This window comes from Micromonospora sp. NPDC049102 (genome assembly GCF_043197485.1).
Classification (GTDB): domain Bacteria; phylum Actinomycetota; class Actinomycetes; order Mycobacteriales; family Micromonosporaceae; genus Micromonospora.
Window position 1 is genome coordinate 48175 of the sequence record NZ_JBICTE010000009.1, and the last position, 18658, is coordinate 66832.

The following is an 18658-nucleotide window of genomic DNA, read 5'->3' on the forward strand; positions in this document are numbered from 1 at the left end:
GGAGATCGACATGGCATTCGTGCTCACCACGTCGAGCGACGTGCACTGCCCCAACCAGGGGAAGGTCTCTCCGACCGGGCAGGGCACGCTGACAGTCGACCACACACCGGTGGTCCGCCTCGACGGCATCAGCGGCAGGTCGGTGGCCGGCTGCACCATCACCACCAGCAACTCCACCAAGCAGTGCAGCACGGTGACCTCCGCGACCGGGGCCGCCGGCAAGCTCACGGTCGGTGGCGTCGCCGTGGCGCTGGACTCGCTCAGCGGCGCCACCGACGGCTCCAGCCCCGGACTGGCTGCCAACGCCGGGCAGAGCAAGCTGAAGGCGGCCTGAGGTGGACCGTACCGAGCGCGAACGGCAGGCCGCCCAGCGCCGCTACCTCGGCTGGGGCCTCGCCTTCGAACCCACCATGCCCGGCGTGGACCTGGCCCGGGACATCGTCTTCGACGACGGCCCGAACGGCCGGACGCTGGCCCTGGTCGAGGGCACCGGCAACGTGGCGCAGAGCCTCGCGGTGGCGCTGACCACGCTGCGCGGCTCGAACGTCTTCGACGCCACGTTCGGCTTCGACGGGCTCAACGCCCTCGCCGAGCAGATCGAGCCGAACCTCATCCGCGAACAGGTCCGCATCGGCATCATCACGCTGCTCGACCGTGACCCGCGCGTCCGCAAGATCGTTGACGTGAACCTCGACGACGGTCGACTCGGCGCGGGCCGCGCCGACGACGCGTCGGCCGCCACGCTGCGCGCCTCGCGCACCCTGCAGGTGCAGGTCCAGTTCGAAACCATCACCGACGACCGGCTCTCGGTGCGCCTCGGGGAGCTGCCCAGTGTCTGATCCGACCCTCCCGGCCGAGCTGGCCGACGTGCTCGCCGTCGACGCCGCCGCGCTGCGGGCCACCGGCTCGACGGGCTTCGGCGTCGTCGAGACCGGCTTCGTGCCCAAGTCCTTCGCCCGGCTGCTCGCCGAGAAGCTGGCCACCGCCCGACTGCTCTTCGGCGAGGACGTCGACCTGACCAGCGGCGCGGTGCTGCGCAAGGTGCTCGAACTCGCCGCCTTGGAGGACGCCCGGATGTGGGCGGCGCTCGGCGCGGTCTACGACAACTCCTTCGTGGTGTCCGCGACCGCCGACGCGCTGACCCGCCTCGGCGAGGAACTCGGCATCGGACGGCCGTACCTGCAAGCACGGGGGACGGTGAAGCTGAAGCTCAAGGCGGCGCTGCCGACCGGCCACCCGCAACTCACCCTGCCCCGGGGCGCGCGACTGTCCACCCCCGGCGGGCACCACGTGGCCCTGGACGAGACGGTGGTGCTCTCCGCCGCCGTCGGTGAGCGCGAACCTGTCGTCACCGCCTTCTATCCCGGCCCGGCGCACAACCTCGACCCGACGCAGGCCAGTCAACGGATCGATCGCTGGAACCGCGCCGACACCCTGCTGGCCGACCTCGACGACGCCGAGCAGGCCGCCGGCAAGGAGCTGGTCGAGATCACCCACACCGTCGCGCTCACCGGAGGCGAGCAGCAGGTCTCCGACGCCCGCTACCGGCAACTGCTGCTGGCCGCGCCCCGCTCCATCTGGACGGCCGAGGCGATCGGCCTGGCCGTGGCCACCGTGCCCGGCGTACGCCAGGTGCAGGTGTTCGACGGTCGGGGCGGGCTGGACCTCAACCAGTCCATCTTCGGCAACTTCTCCTTCATCGAGCGGGTGTTCAGCACCGAACGCGACCTGGGCAGCCCGTACTACGTCACGGTGCTCGTCGCCCCCACCGCCGCCGCCATCTGGGACGGCCCCGACGGACTGCACGCCGCCGTCGAGTCGGTCATCGAGGACCTGCGGCCGGTGGGCATCTTCGCCTCGGTGGACCGAGCCGACGAGGTGGGCGTCGGTGTCGAGGCCGACCTGGTGATCCGGGGACTGCCGCTGCCCACCGGCTCGAAGGAGGCGGTGAACGCGTCCACCGCCGCCACCGAGCTGCGCGCCCGGTTGCACGCCCGGCTGCGCCGCTACGTCGACGAGCTGCCCTTCGGCGAGCCGGTTCGCGCCGCCGAGGTGATCTGGACGCTGATGAACGAGCCGGGCGTCGCCGACGTCCGCAACCTGCGACTGGTCCGCTTCCCGGCCGACTCGGCGGTCGTGGTGACCGGCAGCGCGCCCACCGGCGACGGCGTGCAGCGCCTGCCGGTCGGCGACAACGCGGTGCTTGCCGCCAACCAGGTGCCCGTCTACGTCGACCGGGACGATCCCCGGCCGTTCCGGATCGTCTGAGCGGGAGCCGCGATGACCGACATCCGGGTACCCGTGGACGGTGCCGACCCGTCCGTCGAACGCAACCTCGTCGACCAGTTGGAGGGCCCGTACCCGGGGACCGTCCGGCGGGTCGTGGTGCCGCTCGCCACCGCCGGCAGTGCCGCCGTGGACTGGACGAGTCGCCATCCGCTGTTCACCGTCGTGCTGCGCCGAGACCTGGCCGAGGAGACCATCCGGGTGACGGTCACCGTCGACCCGGGAGGCGCGGGGGAGCGGGCGCTGCCTCCGGTGGTCTTCGCGCCCTGGTCCGCCGAGGGCGCGTCGGTGCCCGCGTACGTGCCGGACACCGCCGACGAGCCGCTCGTCGCGCCGTTCACCGTCGCCGTGACGGCCGAGCGGGCCGTCGAGGGCGCCGCCGCCACGGCGGTCACCGGGGCGGCACTCCCCGCTCTGGTCGAGCTGGCCGTCATCGAGGGCAACCTGGGCCGGCTGCTCTACCTGGTGTCGTACGAGAAGCACCGGTTGCGCCGCGCGGCCCGGGAGGTGCACGCGTACCGGACCCTGGCCCACGCCCGCCGCGACGCCCTGGACCGGATCGGCGCGGACGTCGGGGTGGCCCGCTTCGTGGACGAGCTGGTGCACGAGCCGACCAACGGCGAGGTGTACGCCCGCCGGCTGGCCCCGCCGGCCCGCGAGCCGGACGCCGCGTACGCCCACCGGCTCGGGCTGTACCGGCGGTTCCTGCTGCCCACCCCGGGCGCGGTACGCCACCTGCTCAACGGCCCCGGCGCGGACACCGACCCGAACGCGGGCCTCTTCGCCGACCTGCCCGGCGGCGCGCGCTTCACGCTGCGCGAGGACGACGACCAGTTCGCGGTGGCGGTGCGGCTGGTCGCCGTCGGTGACCCGCAGCACCGCACCAACTTCCTCGCCCAACTGCGCCGCGATCGCCTGGTGCTGGCCGCCAACACCCCACCGAACAACACCGTCCACGCCGGTCGGGCGTTGCCGGCCAGCCGTCTCGCCGAGGTCACGGCGTTGCGGGCGAGCCTGCGTCAGTCGTACACCTTCGGCAGCTCGCACGCCGTGGCCCCGCCGCTGGCGATGGCCCTGGACCGTGCGGGGCGGGTCTGCCGGGCGCTCGGCTCGACGATCGTGTGGCAGGTCAGCAGGGCCCAGGACGACGCTGGTGGCAGCCGCTACGAGTTGGGTCTCGGCGTCGACGTGAGCTGGCCGACCCCGGCGCAAGCCACCGACCTGCGTAACCGGGTGCTCGACACCGGCCGGACGGTGACCGCCGACCGGACCGCCGAGGCGCTCATCGTCGCCGCCCGCGCCGCCGGCGTGCCCACCGTCTCGGCCGACGGCGAGCTGGCCTGGCTGTGGCGGGTCTGCGGGCTGCCGACCACGCACCGGGTCAGCACCACCGTGATGTACCTGTCGCACCTGCCCACCCGGGGGCTCGCGGTGACCGCGCCGCTGACCGCTTCGATGGGCGTCGACGCGCCGGTCGAGGCGCAGTTCCACGCCCCGGGCGACCCGGGTGGCAACGCCCTGCTGCTGGCCGGTCTGAGCGCGGCCAGGACAGCGTGGGCGGCCGCCGGCGAGCCGGCCTGGAACCCGTTGACCGACGCGGCGGCCCGGGCCCGGTGGGCGGCCGTGCCGACACGACCCGCCGGGCAGCCGGTCGACGCGGTGCTCTCCGCCGCCGGCCTGCCCGCCGTGCGGGACCCCGCGCCCGTGGTGGCCGCGCTGAACCGCCTCCCCGACGAGCTGGTGGAGACCGTCGAGCTGCCGGCCGCGCTGGCGTCCGCGCTGATCGCGGGGCAACCGGCCGCCGCCGACCGGCTCGCCCGGCTGGTCGGTCTGCTGCGCGAGCAGCACCTCGCTGCCGCGCTGCCGCTCGTCGAGACGGGCAACCGGGTGCTGCTGGTGTGCAGCGTCATCGGCCTTCCGCAGGCCGGGCTGAACCTGAGCGAACGCCGGGCCACCGGGTTCCGCTGGTACACCGTGGGACTCGGCGGCGGTGCCGCGGACATCAAGGCGGTCGGCGCGCGGACCGCGCTGCGCCCCATCCACGCCGGGCTGGTCGCCGTGGTGGCGCTGTCCTACGTGCGGACCGGCCGGACCGACCCGTACGAGTTCCGGGTCGAGCTGCCCGACGGGGTGACGGTGACCCTGGAGCAGTACGAGCGGCTGATGAACGCCCTCACCAGGGTCTGCCCGCTCGGCGTGGAGATCAACACGTTCGGCATCCGACGTGATCATGTCGACCTCGACGACGACGGGACGGCCGAGCCACTGCGCCCGGCCGTGGCCCGCACCTTCCGCACCTTCCAGCAGCGCCGGCACCGCGGCGTGTACGACCAGCTCTGAGAGGGACACCACGATGGCGAACGAGATCAACTACGACGGGGTGACCGTCAGCGAGCTGTACGAGGCGTTCACCCGCAACGGCATCCCGGCGTCGGACGCCAGCGTGCTGGTCTCCTCCTGGATCTATGAGAACGTCGGCACCGCGAAGCGGGTGTTCACCTACGCCGAGTCGTTCCCAGCGGTGGAGCCGGGCTGCGCGCCGCCGCCGTTCGCCCGCACGTTCGCGCACACCGACTGGGTGGACGGCGAGGACGTCGTACAGGCCGGTCAGACACCGGGGGAGCAGGGCTTCAACGAGCGTTTCCACCGCATCGAGCACGACCTGGACCACCTCGGCACCGACCTGGCCAAGGCGTTCTCCTGCATGGCGGCGATGCGGGTGAGTCTGCGCCGGTTGCTCGACGAGATCCGCGCCGAGATCAACCGGCTGCACTCGACCGTGCACGAGAACAAGATCGTGCCCGGCCCGTACACCTTCGAGCAGATTCCCAACTACATCGGCGCGTTGGATTTCGGTAAGTACATGGGCACCACCATGTTCATGGACAAGAAGGTCAGTATCTGGCAGACCAAGGCCGGCACGATCGTGCTGCCCGCCGTGGAGACCCTCGGCGTGGACGTGGTCGCCGGCCCGAAGGTCCGGGGTGCCGCCTACCTCGACCGGTACGCCGTCGAGCACCCCGACGTCCGGCAGCGCTTCCCACGCGAGGTGAAGGTGGTGGAGTTCCTGCGCTCCTTCGGCGAGGAGGAGGTGGCCGACGGCCGAACGATCCGCGACGTGCTCAAGGTGCTGCCGGCGGACAGCAGCTACCCGAGCTTGGACGCGCTGGTCGCCGAGGTCAGCGAGCGGGAGGCGGCGATCGTGCGGACCACCTCGGGCGCCCAGTCGGCGGTCTCCGCCGCCCTCGGCATCGACGCGGCGCTGGAGAACGTCGCCGACGCCGACATCGCCATGCTGGCCGGCGTACCGACCAAGGCCCGGGCGGCGCTGACCCGCGCCGGGATCAGCACGCTGGGCAAGCTCGCCGAGACGTCGACCGAGCGGGTGGTCGGCATCATGAAGGAGGCGGGGGTACGCGCCGACGTCGGCGACGCCGCCGAGTGGACCGGCTACGCCCGGACGCTGAGCAAGCTGCGCTGAACGGCCGGCCGCGACTCCGGCGAACGGTTGATCCGCGCCGTTCGCCGGGTCGGTGTGACGACACTGCGCTGGCGTGCCGACCGTCCACACCCGAGCGTGGGACTCCCACGGGGCGATCGGGCACGAAGGGCGCACGGATGGCAGTTCACGAGGTGACGCACGACCTCCGCTCCGGGGTACCGGAGACCGGGGCGGCGCGACCGACCCGGTACGCGCTGCGGCTGCTCGGCGGCTTCGCGCTCGAACGCGACGGCCGGTCCGTGGTGGTGCCGCAGGGTGCCCGCCGGCTGCTCGCCTACCTCGGCGTACGCCAGCGGTGTGCCCGCTCCGAGGCTGCCGGTACGCTCTGGCCCGCCTCGCACGAGGACCGGGCGCGGGCCAACCTGCGCACCATGCTGTGGCGGCTGCACCGGGTGACGCCGGAGCCCCTCGTCGAGGAGGACGACCGGCTGGCCCTGGCCGCCGGTGTGACGAGTGACGTGGCCGCCCTCAGTGCGGCGGCGGCCGTCCTGTTGAACGGCCGCTCACTCGTGGGCACCGTGCCGACGTTGGCGACCGGCGAGCTGCTGCCCGGCTGGTACGACGACTGGGTCCTGACGGAGCGGGAACGGCTGCGCCAGACCCGGCTCTACGCGCTGGAAGCCCTCGCCGAGCGGCTCACCACGCAGGGCCGCTACGGCGAGGCGGTACAGGTGGCGTTGACCGCGGTGCACCTGGAGCCGCTGCGGGAGAGCGCCACCCGCGCGCTGATCTCGGTGCACCTGGCCGAGCGCAACATCAACGAGGCGGTACGGCGTTTCGAGCTGTTCCGCGCCGACCTGGGTCGCGAGTTGGGTGTCGCCCCGACACCCTGGCTCGAGCAGCTCGTCCGCGCCAGCCTGACCGGCGCGACCGCCCTGGCTCCGTGACCGACAGCGACACCTCGCACGATGTGCGATGCCCCGGCCACACTCCCGCACCCGCACCCGCAAGGGGCCCTGCCCACCTCGCAGTGGGGTGGCGCGGGGTGGGCGGCGCGCAGTGGGGTGGGATGGGTAACGCGCAGTGGGGTGGGATGGGTAGCGCGGAGGTTGGGGGGACTGCCAGGGCACCTGGCGGGCTGGTCGGCCGAGCGTCAGTTGGGGACCGGCTGGTCCAGGATGGCGCTGAAGCGCTCCTCGGCGAGGTCGAGCTGGCTGAAGATGTGCCGCTTGACCTCCTGCGACAACGGCGTGTCCGGCCGGGCGATCAGGTCCCGGAAGAGGGGCACCAGCGGCCGGTACTTCTTAGCCGACGAGACGACCTTCGGCCCGATCGTGTGGATCACCCCGACGCCGTTGTCGGTGAAATCCGACACCTTGATCACCCGTGCCCAGGGCTCGCGGTCCAGGCTGACCGCGAGGTGCTCGCGGTACTGCTCGTTGCGGTCCCGCTCGGGGTCGTACACCGGGTTGGTGACGGCGGCGACGAGCGTCGCGACACGCGTCCCGAACCGTGCGGCGAGCGCGGCCAGCGCGGCCCCCGTCGGGTCGGTGCCAGCATCACCGTGGGCCAGCTCGACCGGGTGGTCCTCGACCGCGTCGTGCAGCAGGCCAGCGACGATCACGTCCACGTCGCGCACCTGGTAGTGGTGCATCAGCCGGATCGCCACCCGCAGCAGGTGGTTGAGGTACGGCTCACGAACGCGCCGGTCGTCCCGGTGCAGCTCGGCGGCCAGGTCGAGCGCGGCCGTCAACCGTTCGCGGGCGGCGTCGTCGAACTGTTGGACCTCCAGCCGGAAGCGCTCCAGCAGGCCCGGTTCGCCGTGGATCTCGGTGATCGCGTGCATCGGCATGCTGCCCAGGTGCGGCGGGAAGTCCATGCGTCACTTATAGCCGATCTTCACCACATCGATGGGCCCTTACGTCGCCGACCCGACCGCGGACCCCGCCGCGGGTCGAGCCGTCAGATCGGCAGCCGGTCGGCTCCGGCCAGCGGGTTCACCACGAGGGGGACCAGTGGCGCCGGCAGGACGGGATCACGACGCAGGGTGGGCGTCCAGCCGGCGTCGGCGGCGAGGTCGGGATCGTGTGCCGCGTTGTACGCGGCCAGCAGGTCCACAGGTCGGGCCGGGCCGGTGCCCTGGCGCACCCAGGAGCCCCGCTCGGTCAGCCCGGTGCCACCCCAGTCGTAGAGCAGGTCGGCCGGGTCGACCGTCGGGTCCAGGGTGAAGAAGTTGCTCTCCGCGTGGATCGCCGACTGGACCCCGACGCCGAGGGCGTACTGGAAGCCGTCCCCGCCGAGCCGGTAGTGGTTGTTGTAGACGTCGACCTGGCCGAAGCGCGCCCGGGGGAGCCGTTGCAGGACGCCGTCGAAGAGGTTGTGGTGCAGGGTGACCTTCAGTCGACCGACGTCCGGGCCGACGGTGTTGGACGAGCCGATCAGCATCAGCTTGTCCCTCCTGACGAAGCGGTTCCAGGAGGCGGTGACCAGGCTGGCGGTGTGCGTGACGTCCACCGACCCGTCGTGCACCTGGTAGGGCCGCCCGAAGTAGCTCGGCTGGGCGCTGTCCGGGTTGTCGCCGTCGGTGAACGTGTTGTGGTCGATCCAGACGTGCTCGCTGCGGCGTACCGAGATCTGGTCGTACTGGCTGTTCCAGTTGCCCGCGTCGCCGTCCGTGGGTGACCAGGCGGGGAAGCAGTCCCGGGCGTCGACGAAGGTCAGGTTGCGGACGATGACGTTCGACGCCCGGTCGATCATGAGGGTGAGGCCGGTCAGCCGCGCGCCGCGCAGCCCGATGATCGTGGTGTTCGGACCCACGTTGATCTGGGTCCGGCGGGTCTGGTTCGCCACCGAGCGCACCCGGGCCTCCTCCAGCGGCCCGGCCGGCGCGACCCGCCCCCAGACCGCCGGATCGTACGCGGCCAGATAGGCGTCCAGGCGGTACGCCGGGTCGGCCAGGTCGGCGCAGCTCAGCGTCGTACCGTCGGGTCCTTCGAAGCCGTCGACGGCACCGTCCACGTAGATCAGTTTCGGGGTGGCGTCGGTGGCGTTCCCGGCGTTGTCGCCGCCGAGGGCCGCCACCAGTTCGGCGCGGCTGTGCACCACGCTGGTCCGTTCCGGCGTGGCTGCCGAACCGCCGGTCGTGCCCGGTCCCTCGGCGGCCCAGCCGTCCCGATCGGGCAGCGTCTGTCGTCCGAGCTGGTGCGCCAACCACGGGAGCGGGTCGGGCCGGGACGCGGCCGAGGCCGGCGCGGCGGCGAGGAGCAGGGCGGCCACCGTGACGCCCACGAGGGTTGTTCTGCGCATGGCACTCTCCCGAAATCAGGGGTGGTGGTCGGGCAGCGGACCCGTCAGGTCGGCGCGGTACGCGGGCACCGCCCACGGCACGCCCAGTTCGCTGGGCAGCGATCCCCGTTCGGCGCAGCGGCGCAGCACGTCGACCACCCTCCTCAGGTGGCGAATCCGCTCCCCGCCGTCGCCCACGGAGTCGATGAGGTCGTCGTCGAGCAGTCGGGGTTCGGGCGCGGCCCGCAGCGCGTCCAGCAGCGCGGTGAACGGCGCGGTACGGGCCAACGGCGCGATCAGCGGCACCGCGGCGGGGTCGATCCGGTGGGCGAGCAGGTTCTCCAACAGGCCCCGTCGACCGGGGACGCGGCGGGTCACCGCGTCGCCGGGCAGGCGCAACCGGTCGGTCGGGTACTCCAGCACCGCCTGCCCGCTCATGCCGGTCACCACCACCTCGCCCGCCACGAACTCCGGCGAGGCGAGGGTGACCGCCGCCAGCACGGGTGGGCCGGCGCGGAACCGGACGCGCAGCACCGCCGTGTCCTCCACCTCGATCGGCCGGACCCGATAGCGCTCCACCTCGATCGCGACCGGCCACGGTGGCGCCCCGCCCAGCGCCTCGGCGACCGCCAGGCACTGCATCACCGCGTGCGCGAACGGGTTCGCCAGTGCGCCGTCCAGCACCGGCCGGCCGTCCAGGCTTCGTCGGCCGGCCCAGCGGGAGCGGGTGTAGTAGGCGTCCGGCCGTTGCCAGGCGGCGACGGTGGAGATGCCGGTGACCGTGCCCAGTCGGCCCGCGGCCAGCGCGTCGGTCAGCGCGGTCAGCGCCGCCGAACCGAGCGCCTGGAAACCGACCTGTGCCAACCGGCCGGCCGCCGCGAGCGTGTCGGTCAGCTCGTGGTGCTCGGCCAGCGACAGCACCGGAGGCTTCTCCAGCAGCAGGTCCGCGCCGGCCGCGACGGCGTCGCGGGCGATCGGCAGGTGGGTGTGCGGCGGGGTGCAGATCACCACCACCTCCGGACGGGTGGCGGCGAGCATCGCGCGGTGGTCGGTGAACACGCCGACGCCGGGCGGCACGGGCGCCTCCCGTTCGTCGCGCACCGGTTGGACGTCGACGAGAGCGACGAGTCGCAGGCGACCGTCGGCGTGCAGCGGCGCGATCCCACGCCGGTGCCAGTGGCCGTGCCCGTTCGCCCCGACGACCGCCACCGTCGTCGGCGGCACCGACCCGTTCACGACACGCCCGCCGACGTCGACCGGTTCACCGGGCGCCGGCCAGGGTCGCCTCGACGCCGTGTCGTCCGAGCGCGGTGAGCCAGGCGGTCACCTGGGCGCGTACCTCGTCGTCGTCGGCGACTTCGGCCGGGATGACCTCGTGCAGCGCGAAGACGGCGTCCACCGCGCCGGCCGGGCTCTGCGCACCGGCGTCCAGAGCGGCCCGGATCGGCCCCGCGAGAGGGTCCTGCAACGGCAGCGGTCGGCCGTCGTCGGCGTACCCCAGCGCGAAGCGCAACCAGGACGCCACGACCAGCGCGCCCCAGCGCGCGGACCGCCCGGACGCGCGCAGGTCGGCGATGGTCTGCAGGACGCGTTGCGGCAACTTCTGCGAGCCGTCGGTGGCGACCTGGAGGGTGCGGTGCCGGATCGCCGGGTTGCCGAACCGGGCCAGGACCTGCTCGCCGTAGTCGACGACCCGCACCCCGTCCGGCGGTCGGAAGCTGGCCGCCACGTCCTCGGCGATCAGCCGGCGCAGCACGTCGGTCAGGTGCGGGATCTCCAGGGCCTCGGCGATGGTCTCCCGGCCGGCCAGGGCGCCGAGGTACGCCACGGCCGAGTGCACGCCGTTGAGGGCGCGCAGCTTCAACCGCTCCCACGGGCCGGCGTCGTCGGTCAGCACCGCACCGGCGTGCTCCCAACCTGGCCGTCCGCCCGGGAAGTCGTCCTCGATCACCCACTGGGCGTACGGCTCGGCGGCCACCGCGGCCAGGTCGGTCACGCCGAGCGCCCGGCGGGCCGCGTCGAACGTCTCCGGGGTGCTGGCCGGCACGATCCGGTCCACCATGGTGCCCGGACAGGTCACGTTCGCGGCCACCCAGTCGACCAACCCGGTCGGCGTTCCGGCGGCCCGCTCGATCCCCTGGTCGACCAGACCGCGCAGTCGCCGGCCGTTGGCCGGCAGGTTGTCGCAGCTGACGAGGGCGACCGGCCCGGCGTCGGCGGCGGCGCGGGCGGCCAGTCCGCGCAGCAGCAGACCCGGCACTGTCGTCGGGGCCCGAAGGCCCGCGAGGTCCGCGGCGAGGGCGGCGTCCGGGGACAAGCGGCCGGTCACCGGATCGAGTTGGTACGCCTTCTCGGTCACGGTGAGCGTCACGACGCGGACGGCCGGATCGGCGAGCAACGCCACCACGGCGTCCGGGTCGCTCGGCGCGTGCCGTACGCCGCTGAGCGCCCCCACGACCCGGGTGGTGGCACCGGCCGCCGAGAGGGTGCTCACGCTGAACAGGTTGTCCTGGGCGGCGAGCGCCTCGACCAGGGCGGTGCTGCGCGGGGCGACGGCCACGATGCCCCAGTCGCCGCCGGCCGCGCCGACCGCCGCCTCGGTGTAGACCGCCTGGTGGGCGCGGTGGAACGCGCCCAACCCCAGGTGTACGACGCCCGTCGGCACGGTGCCCGGCCGGACGAGGGGTCGGGACTCGACGGGCAGGTGGCGCAGCACCCCCAGGCCGAGGCGGGACGCGCCGACGGTCACCGCCATGCCGGACCGTCCGGGAAGCGGAACTCGGCGATCGACGACGGTTTCATGGCGGCGCTGTAACCGGGCCGGTCGGGCAGCAGGTAGCGGCCACCGCGGGTGCGCACCGGGTCGACGAAGTGCTCGTGCAGGTGGTCGACGTACTCGATCATCCGACCGTCGAGGCTGACGCCCACCCGCAGGTAGTCGAAGATCGCCAGGTGCTGGACGTACTCGCAGAGGCCGACTCCGCCCGCGTGCGGGCAGACCGGCACCCCGAACTTCGCGGCCAGCAGCAGCTCGGCCAGGACCTCGTCGACGCCGCCGACCCGGCACGCGTCGACCTGCATCACGCCGATCGCCTCGGCCTGCAACAACTGCTTGAAGATCACCCGGTTGGCGGCGACCTCCCCGGTGGCCACCCGACACCGGCCGCCGGTCAGCTCGGCGACGGCGCGGTTGATCCGGGCGTGACCGAGGATGTCGTCGGCGTGGGTCGGCTCCTCGATCCAGTACGGGTCCACCTCCGCGAGGGCGGTCATCGCCGCGATCGCCTCGTCGACGTCCCAGACCTGGTTGGCGTCCATCATCAACAGCGTGTCCGGGCCGATCTCGGAGCGGATGATCCGGGCCCGGCGCAGGTCGTCCGCGAGCGGCCCGCCGACCTTCATCTTCATCGCCCGCCAGCCGTCGTCGTACGCCTGCCGGGTCAGCGCCCGCACCTTCTCGTCGGGGTAGCCGAGCCACCCGACCGAGGTGGTGTACGAAGGAAAACCACTCTGCTTGAGTTCCGCGATCCGGCCATCCCCTCCGATTAATCCCTTGTCGAGGATCGTCGCCGCCTCGTCGGGTGTGAGCGCGTCACTGATGTGCCGGAAGTCGACGCTGGCGACGAGGTCGTCGGTGGGCAGCTCGGCCAGGAACCGCCACATCGGCTTGCCGGCCAGCCTGGCCCGCAGGTCCCACACGGCGTTGACGAGCGCCCCGGTCGCCATGTGGATGACGCCCTTCTCCGGGCCCAGCCAGCGCAACTGCACGTCGGCGCTGAGCGAGCGCCAGAACGCCACCGGCTCGGCGGCGATCTCCTCGACCGTACGACCCTCGACGTGGTGGGCCAGCGCCCGCACCGCCGCGCAGGTGATCTCGTTGCCCCGCCCGTTGGTGAAGGTGAACCCGGTGCCGACCGGTCCGGCGTCGGTACCCAGCTCGACGTACGTCGCCGAGTAGTCGCCCCGGTTGATCGCGTCGGACCCGTCGCCCCGGGCGGCGGTCGGGAACCGTACGTCGTGCACGTCGACGGACGTGATGGTGACACTCACTGGGCCAGCCTCTCGTTCGCGACTGCGGGGCTCCGCTGCGCTGCACTCCTCGCGCTCACTGGTCGACCCCTTCGAAGTGGAAGACCCGCTTGGGCAGCCGGTACGCCAGGTCGACGATCGTCTCGGCGGCCTCGTCCATCGCCAGCCGGTCCTCGGCGACCAGCCGGGCCAGGAAACCGGCGTCGACACGGCGGGCCACGTCGTGGCGTACCGGGATCGAGCAGAACGCCCGGGTGTCGTCGACGAACCCGGTGGTGTTGTAGAAGCCGGCGCTCTCGGTGACCGTCTCCCGGAACCGCCGCAGCGCCTCGGGGGAGTCCAGGAACCACCAGGGCGCCCCGAGCAGCAGCGCGGCGTACCCGCCCGCCAGGGGTGCCAGCTCGCGGGTGAAGGTGTCCTCGTCGAGGGTGTAGAGCACCACCGTCAGCCGGGGGTCGTTGCCGTAGCGGGCCAGCAGCGGGGCCAGCGCGTGCACGTACTCGGTGGCCTGCGGCACGTCGCCGCCGACGTCGCGGCCGTGCCGCTCGTACAGCCAGCGGTTGTGGTTGCGCACCGCGCCGGGGTGCAGTTGCAGCACCAGGCCGTCGTCGAGGGACATGCGGGCGAACTCCATGAGCATGTGCGCCCGGAACGCCTCCGCGTCAGCGGCGTCCGCCTCGCCGCGCAGCCCCCGGTCGTAGAGTCGCGCGGCCTGCGCCGGGCTCAGGTCCAGGGTGCGTGCGGTGGGATGCCCGTGGTCCGACGAGGTCGCGCCGGCCGCGATGAACGCGGCCCGGCGAGCCCGCAGGGCGGCCAGATAGCCGGTGTACGTGCCGGTGTCCTCGCCGGCCAGCTCACCGAGGCGGGCCACGTTGCCCGACCAGCCCTCGAACTCCATGTCCACCACGTCGTCGGGACGGAACGTGGTGACCACCCGACCGCCCGGCCCGCCCCACCCGTCGGCCGCGAGCTTGGCGTGTTGCGCGAGGTCGTCCAGGGGCGACTCGGTGGTGGCGAGGACCTCGATGCCGAAGCGTTCGAACAGCGCCCGGGGCCGGAAGGCCGGCTCGGCGAGCCGCGCTGCGATCTCGTCGTAGACGGCGTCGGCGGTGGCCGGGCCCAGCGGGGTGTGGACCCCGAAGACGGTGCGGAGGGTCTGCTCCAGCCAGAGCCGCGACGGGGTGCCCCGGAACAGGTGCCAGTGCGCCGCGAAGCGCCGCCAGATCACCCGCCCGTCGGCCTCGACCGGACCGCCGTCACGGGTGGGCACCCCCAGGTCCGCCGGGGGTACGCCCTGGCTGAGCAGCATCCTCGTCAGGTAGTGGTCGGGCACGATGAGCAGCCGCGCCGGGTCGGGGAAGGGTCGGTCCTCGGCGAGCAGGGCCGGGTCGACGTGCCCGTGCGGCGAGATGATCGGCTGCCGCGCCGCGAGGGCGTACAGCTCCCGGGCCAGCGCGCGCTGGCCCGGCTCGGCCGGCAGGAGCAGGTCGGTGTGGTCGGACGTCGGCACGGGACTCCTCGTCTCCTGGTCAGTGGGGGGTGAGCAGGTCGGCGACGCGGACGGGTCGCCCGGTCTCGAAGGACCGGTTGGCGGCCAGGCCGGTGAGCAGGGCCAACGCCCCGTCGTCGGCCGTGGCGGCGCGGCCCAGCGGATCGGGCTGGCCGCCGAGGAGCACCGCGGTCATCCGGGCGTCCGCGCCGCCGTGTCCCTGGCGGGTGCGACCCTCGACGGGGATCCGCCGGGGCGGTTCCCAGAAGGGACGTACGGTCAGTGTCGCGCCGCCCCCCTCGGCGGGCGCCTCGACGCCGTGCAGGGCCGCGCCCTTGACCGCGCCGGCCGTGCCCCGGTCGACGTAGTCGTTCTCGGTCACCTCCAGCTCCAGCCGTCCCCGGCTGCCGTTCACCATCACCCGGTAACCCTCCCAGGGGGCGTACGCGGTGAGGTGGTAGCTCATCGTCGCGCCGGTGGAGTAGCGGGCCAGCACCGCCATGTCGTCCTCGATGCTCACGCCGGGGGCGAAGACGTTGCGGTCGCGCTGGTAGCCGTCCTCGGCCTCGGCGTCGAGGTACAGCTCGCGCAGCCGGGGGTGGGCGTCCAGTCGCAGCGCGAACGGGTCGTCGACGGCGGCGGGGGAGCCGTACGCCCGGTCGTAGTCGCGGGCGTAGCCGTGCCGGCGACCGTCCTCGCCGTAGAAGAAGAGCCGGCCGGCCGCGTACACCTCGACCGGAGTGGCCCCCAACCACCAGTTGACCAGGTCGAAGTGGTGGCTGGCCTTGTGCACCATCAACCCGCCGGAGGTGGCCTTGTCGCGGTGCCAACGCCGGAAGTAGTCGGCGCCGTGGCGTACGTCGAGCAGCCACTCGAAGTGCACCGAGCCGATCTCGCCGACCGCGCCGTCGGCGAGCAGGCGGCGGACCTGCTCGTGCAGTGGGTTGTAGCGGTAGTTGAACGCCACCGTCACCCGGGCGCCGGTCTCGGTCACCGCGTCCAGGATGCGCCGGCAGCGGGCCGCGTCGACGGTCATCGGCTTCTCGGTGACGACGTCCCGGCCGGCACGCAGCGCCGCCACCACGTACTCGTCGTGGGTGACGTCCACGCTGGTCACCAGGACGACGTCGACACGTTGTCGGTCCAACATGCCCGCGAAGTCAGCGGCTCGGTAGGTGGGCACCGGCGGGTGCCCCAGCTCGCCCAGCCAGCGGTTGTGCGCGTCCATCCGGGCCTGGTTGACGTCGGCGAAGGCGACCAGCTCGGTGGTGTCGGCGTGATCGAGCACCAGGGCCCGGACGAACATCTCGGCCCGCGCGCCGGTGCCCACGACGGCGTACCGGACTCGCCCGCCGGATCTCGGTGACATGCGCTCGCCTTCCGGGTGATCCCTGCAAAGGTTTGCAGTGAAGTAACCACGATCGATATCACGACGTCAACGACGACGGCGCAATCGGTGGCAAATATGGGCTTTTGCGGGGTTGAAGGTCACCAATGGGAGCGTCGACGCAACAGAGCTGCAAACATTCACCGTTGACAGTGGAGCAACCGTTTGCATTAATTGGCGGCACCCGCGTGACCGCCGCCGCATTCGGACGAAGGGGCCGCCGTGCCAGTCACCATCCGTGACGTCGCCCGCGCCTCCGGGGTGCACATCTCCACCGTGTCCCGCACCTTCTCGGCACCGCACCTGGTCAACCCCGAGACCCGGGTCCGGGTGCTGGCCTGCGCGGAGGACCTGGGCTACCGACCGAACCGTGCCGCCCGCGCCCTCATCACCGGGCGTACGCACAACATCGGCCTGATCATCGCCGACATCGCGAACCCGTTCTTCCCGCCGCTGATCAAGGCGGCGGAGAGCCAGGCACGCCACCGCGACTACCACGTCTTCGTGGCCGACACCAACGAGGACCCGACCGCCGAGGAGGAGCTGGTCCACGCCCTCGCGAAGCAGGTCGACGGGGTGCTGCTGTGCAGCCCCCGGATGAGCAACAGCCTGATCGAACAGCTCAGCCGCGAGGTGCCGCTGGTCGTGGTGAACCGTCAGGTCACCGGCTTGCCGTGCGTGCTGATGGACGTCGGACAGGGAGCCCGGTCGGCCGTCGAGCACCTCATCGGTCTCGGTCACCGCCACATCGCCCTGCTCGGCGGGCCGCGCAGCTCGTGGACCAACCGGGAGATGCGCCGCGCCGCCGTCCCCGCCGCCCGGGCGGGTGGCGGGGAGCTGACCGTGCTCGGCCCCAACGCGCCCACCGAGACCGGCGGCTCCGCCGTGGCGGAGCAGGTACGACGAAGCGGCGTGACGGCCGTGCTCGCCTACAACGACCTGATGGCGATCGGCCTTATCGAAGGGCTGGACGCGCTCGGGGTCCGGGTGCCGCAGGAGGTGAGTGTCGTCGGGGTCGACGACATCGCCCTGAGCCGGCTCACCCGACCCAAATTGACGACGGTGGCCACACCCACCGGGGCCGCCGGCCGGACGGCCGTCGACATGCTGCTGCAACAGGACATCGAGTCACCGCGCGGCGCGCGAGGGCCCGGTGCCGGCACGGCGGTCGGCGTCCGTCGTACCACCGCACAGGTAATGCTCCAGACCGACCTGGTCATCCGCGACTCGACCGGTCCGGGTCCGCACGCCCGACCGGCACGTCCCCTGGCCGCGCCCCAAGGCCCGGACCCGCACTGCCCTGCGGGCCCGGGCGTCCCGACCGCGGCCACCGGTGATGCCGTCGCCTCCTAAAGCCGAGGAGTGAGCGCACATGCACCCCGCAACGTCCCCCACCACTGGCACGCCCGTCGGGCGTCGTCACGGTACCCCGCTGCCCCGGCGGCGGCTGCTGCGCGGCCTGCTCGCCGCGACGGTCGCCGCGCCACTGCTGTTCGGCGCCGCCGCCTGCGGCGACGACGACGGCGCCGCCGACCCGAACGCCCCGGTCAAGCTCTCGATCTTCTGGTGGGGCGGCGACGCCCGGGCCAAGCTGACCGAGGACGCCCTCGCCCTCTACACCAGGAAGCATCCCAACGTGACCTTCGAGAAGACCTGGCAGGCCAACCAGGGCTACTTCGACAAGCTCGCCACGCTCACCGCCGGTGGCAACCCGCCGGACCTGTTCCAGATCGACGACAACTACCTCGCCGAGTACGCGGCCCGCAACACCACGCTCGACCTCACCTCGTACCAGGAGTCCGGCAGGCTGGACACCTCCAAGTTCCCCAAGAGCCTCTGGCAGTACGGCGTCGTCGACGGCAAGCTCGCCGGCCTGGCCGCCGGGGAGAACACCCAGGGGCTCGTCTACAACAAGACGCTGCTGTCCACGCACAACCTGCCCGAGCCGACCACCGGGATGAGCTGGGAGCAGCACATCGCCTGGGCCGAGGAGGTGTCCCGTAAGACCGGCGTGCCCGGCACGCAGGACCCGAGCGCCGACTACAAGGCGTTCTGGGTCTGGCTGCGCCAGCAGGGCAAGGACCTCTACAAGGGCAAGGAGCTGGGCTTCACCGCCGAGGACGTGACCGCGTGGTTCGACCTGTGGAAGGGCGCCCGGGACCGCAAGGCCACCCCGACCGCCGACGTCATCCACGAGGGCAACTCCAGCGACGTCACCAAGCAGTTGGTGGTCACCGGCAAGTCCGCGACGTCCTGGGTCTGGGCAAACCAGATGCCGGACCTGAAGAAGAACACCAAGAACGAGTTGGGTGTCGTCGCGTACCCCGGCGATCCCAGCGCGCAGTGGGCCCGGGCCTCGATGTACTGGTCGGTCTTCAAGGGCAGCAAGAAGAAGGACGTCGCGGTCGACGTGATCAACTTCCTGAACAACGACCAGGAAGTCGTCAAGCTGCTCGGCACGGACCGTGGGCTGCCGTCCAACCTGGACCTGCGTCGGGTGGTCAGCGACGACACCACCGACCCCGCGATGAAGCAGTCGATCGCCGTCGAGGCGGAGCTGACGCAGAAGTTCGGCGCGTCGCCGCAGGTGCCGATCAAGGGACACAGCACGGTCAAGTCCGAGCTGGTCAAGGCCGCCGAGAGCGCCCAGTACGGCCGGGCCACCCCCGCGCAGGCCGCCGCCCAGTTCGTCGAGGCGTGCAAGGCCGCCATCGCCTGACCCGCCCCCACCGGGCGAGGA

Annotated in this window: 15 protein-coding genes; 8 read left to right on the forward strand and 7 right to left on the reverse strand. The window is 72.6% G+C overall.

Annotated features, from left to right (window positions below; translation table 11 throughout):
* The first annotated feature begins 10 nt into the window (after positions 1–10).
* The 6 genes from ACGFH9_RS12120 to ACGFH9_RS12145 all read left to right on the forward strand — a co-directional run bounded on the left by ACGFH9_RS12120 (position 11) and on the right by ACGFH9_RS12145 (position 6675).
* Complete coding sequence (locus tag ACGFH9_RS12120) at positions 11–334, forward strand: hypothetical protein (RefSeq protein WP_393217700.1); 324 nt, start codon at positions 11–13, stop codon at positions 332–334.
* A 1-nt stretch (position 335) separates the two neighbouring features.
* Positions 336–839: a hypothetical protein gene (locus ACGFH9_RS12125; protein ID WP_393217702.1), complete on the forward strand. Its 504-nt coding sequence runs from the start codon at positions 336–338 to the stop codon at positions 837–839.
* Positions 832–2268 carry a baseplate J/gp47 family protein gene (locus ACGFH9_RS12130; RefSeq protein ID WP_393217704.1) on the forward strand — a complete coding sequence of 479 codons (1437 nt, stop codon included), beginning with the start codon at positions 832–834 and terminating at the stop codon, positions 2266–2268. The genes ACGFH9_RS12125 and ACGFH9_RS12130 overlap by 8 nt, the downstream gene beginning before the upstream one ends.
* 12 nt (positions 2269–2280) lie before the next feature.
* Positions 2281–4626, forward strand: a complete 2346-nt coding sequence (locus ACGFH9_RS12135) for a hypothetical protein (protein ID WP_393217706.1) — start codon at positions 2281–2283, stop codon at positions 4624–4626.
* A 13-nt stretch (positions 4627–4639) separates the two neighbouring features.
* Positions 4640–5767, forward strand: coding sequence for a hypothetical protein (locus ACGFH9_RS12140; protein WP_393217708.1), 1128 nt, complete (start codon positions 4640–4642; stop codon positions 5765–5767).
* 137 nt (positions 5768–5904) lie between these two features.
* Positions 5905–6675 carry a BTAD domain-containing putative transcriptional regulator gene (locus tag ACGFH9_RS12145; protein ID WP_393217710.1) on the forward strand — a complete coding sequence of 257 codons (771 nt, stop codon included), beginning with the start codon at positions 5905–5907 and terminating at the stop codon, positions 6673–6675.
* Between the two features lie 206 nt (positions 6676–6881).
* Here ACGFH9_RS12145 and ACGFH9_RS12150 read toward each other — a convergent pair whose 3' ends face one another.
* The 7 genes from ACGFH9_RS12150 to ACGFH9_RS12180 all read right to left on the reverse strand — a co-directional run bounded on the left by ACGFH9_RS12150 (position 6882) and on the right by ACGFH9_RS12180 (position 15900).
* Complete coding sequence (locus tag ACGFH9_RS12150) at positions 6882–7607, reverse strand: HD domain-containing protein (RefSeq protein WP_393217711.1); 726 nt, start codon at positions 7605–7607, stop codon at positions 6882–6884.
* Positions 7608–7690: 83 nt separating this feature from the next.
* On the reverse strand, positions 7691–9034 hold the full coding sequence (locus ACGFH9_RS12155) for a polysaccharide lyase family 1 protein (RefSeq protein ID WP_393217713.1): 1344 nt from the start codon (positions 9032–9034) through the stop codon (positions 7691–7693).
* A gap of 15 nt (positions 9035–9049) precedes the next feature.
* Positions 9050–10249: a Gfo/Idh/MocA family protein gene (locus tag ACGFH9_RS12160; RefSeq protein WP_393217715.1), complete on the reverse strand. Its 1200-nt coding sequence runs from the start codon at positions 10247–10249 to the stop codon at positions 9050–9052.
* Between the two features lie 25 nt (positions 10250–10274).
* Positions 10275–11768 carry a mannitol dehydrogenase family protein gene (locus ACGFH9_RS12165; RefSeq protein WP_393217717.1) on the reverse strand — a complete coding sequence of 498 codons (1494 nt, stop codon included), beginning with the start codon at positions 11766–11768 and terminating at the stop codon, positions 10275–10277.
* On the reverse strand, positions 11759–13063 hold the full coding sequence (locus ACGFH9_RS12170; protein WP_393217718.1) for an enolase C-terminal domain-like protein: 1305 nt from the start codon (positions 13061–13063) through the stop codon (positions 11759–11761). The genes ACGFH9_RS12165 and ACGFH9_RS12170 overlap by 10 nt, the downstream gene beginning before the upstream one ends.
* A gap of 55 nt (positions 13064–13118) precedes the next feature.
* Entirely contained in the window at positions 13119–14552 is a 1434-nt protein-coding gene (uxaC, locus tag ACGFH9_RS12175) for a glucuronate isomerase (protein ID WP_393217720.1), read from the reverse strand.
* A 19-nt stretch (positions 14553–14571) separates the two neighbouring features.
* Positions 14572–15900 carry a Gfo/Idh/MocA family protein gene (locus ACGFH9_RS12180; RefSeq protein ID WP_393217722.1) on the reverse strand — a complete coding sequence of 443 codons (1329 nt, stop codon included), beginning with the start codon at positions 15898–15900 and terminating at the stop codon, positions 14572–14574.
* 240 nt (positions 15901–16140) lie between these two features.
* On the opposite strand from ACGFH9_RS12180, the gene ACGFH9_RS12185 reads away from it, so the two are divergent.
* A complete protein-coding gene (locus ACGFH9_RS12185) occupies positions 16141–17271 on the forward strand; it encodes a LacI family DNA-binding transcriptional regulator (protein WP_393217724.1) in 1131 nt (376 codons plus the stop codon).
* A 19-nt stretch (positions 17272–17290) separates the two neighbouring features.
* Positions 17291–18637 (forward strand): ABC transporter substrate-binding protein, encoded by a 1347-nt coding sequence (locus ACGFH9_RS12190; protein ID WP_393217726.1) that lies wholly within the window; start codon positions 17291–17293, stop codon positions 18635–18637.
* Positions 18638–18658 lie beyond the last annotated feature (21 nt).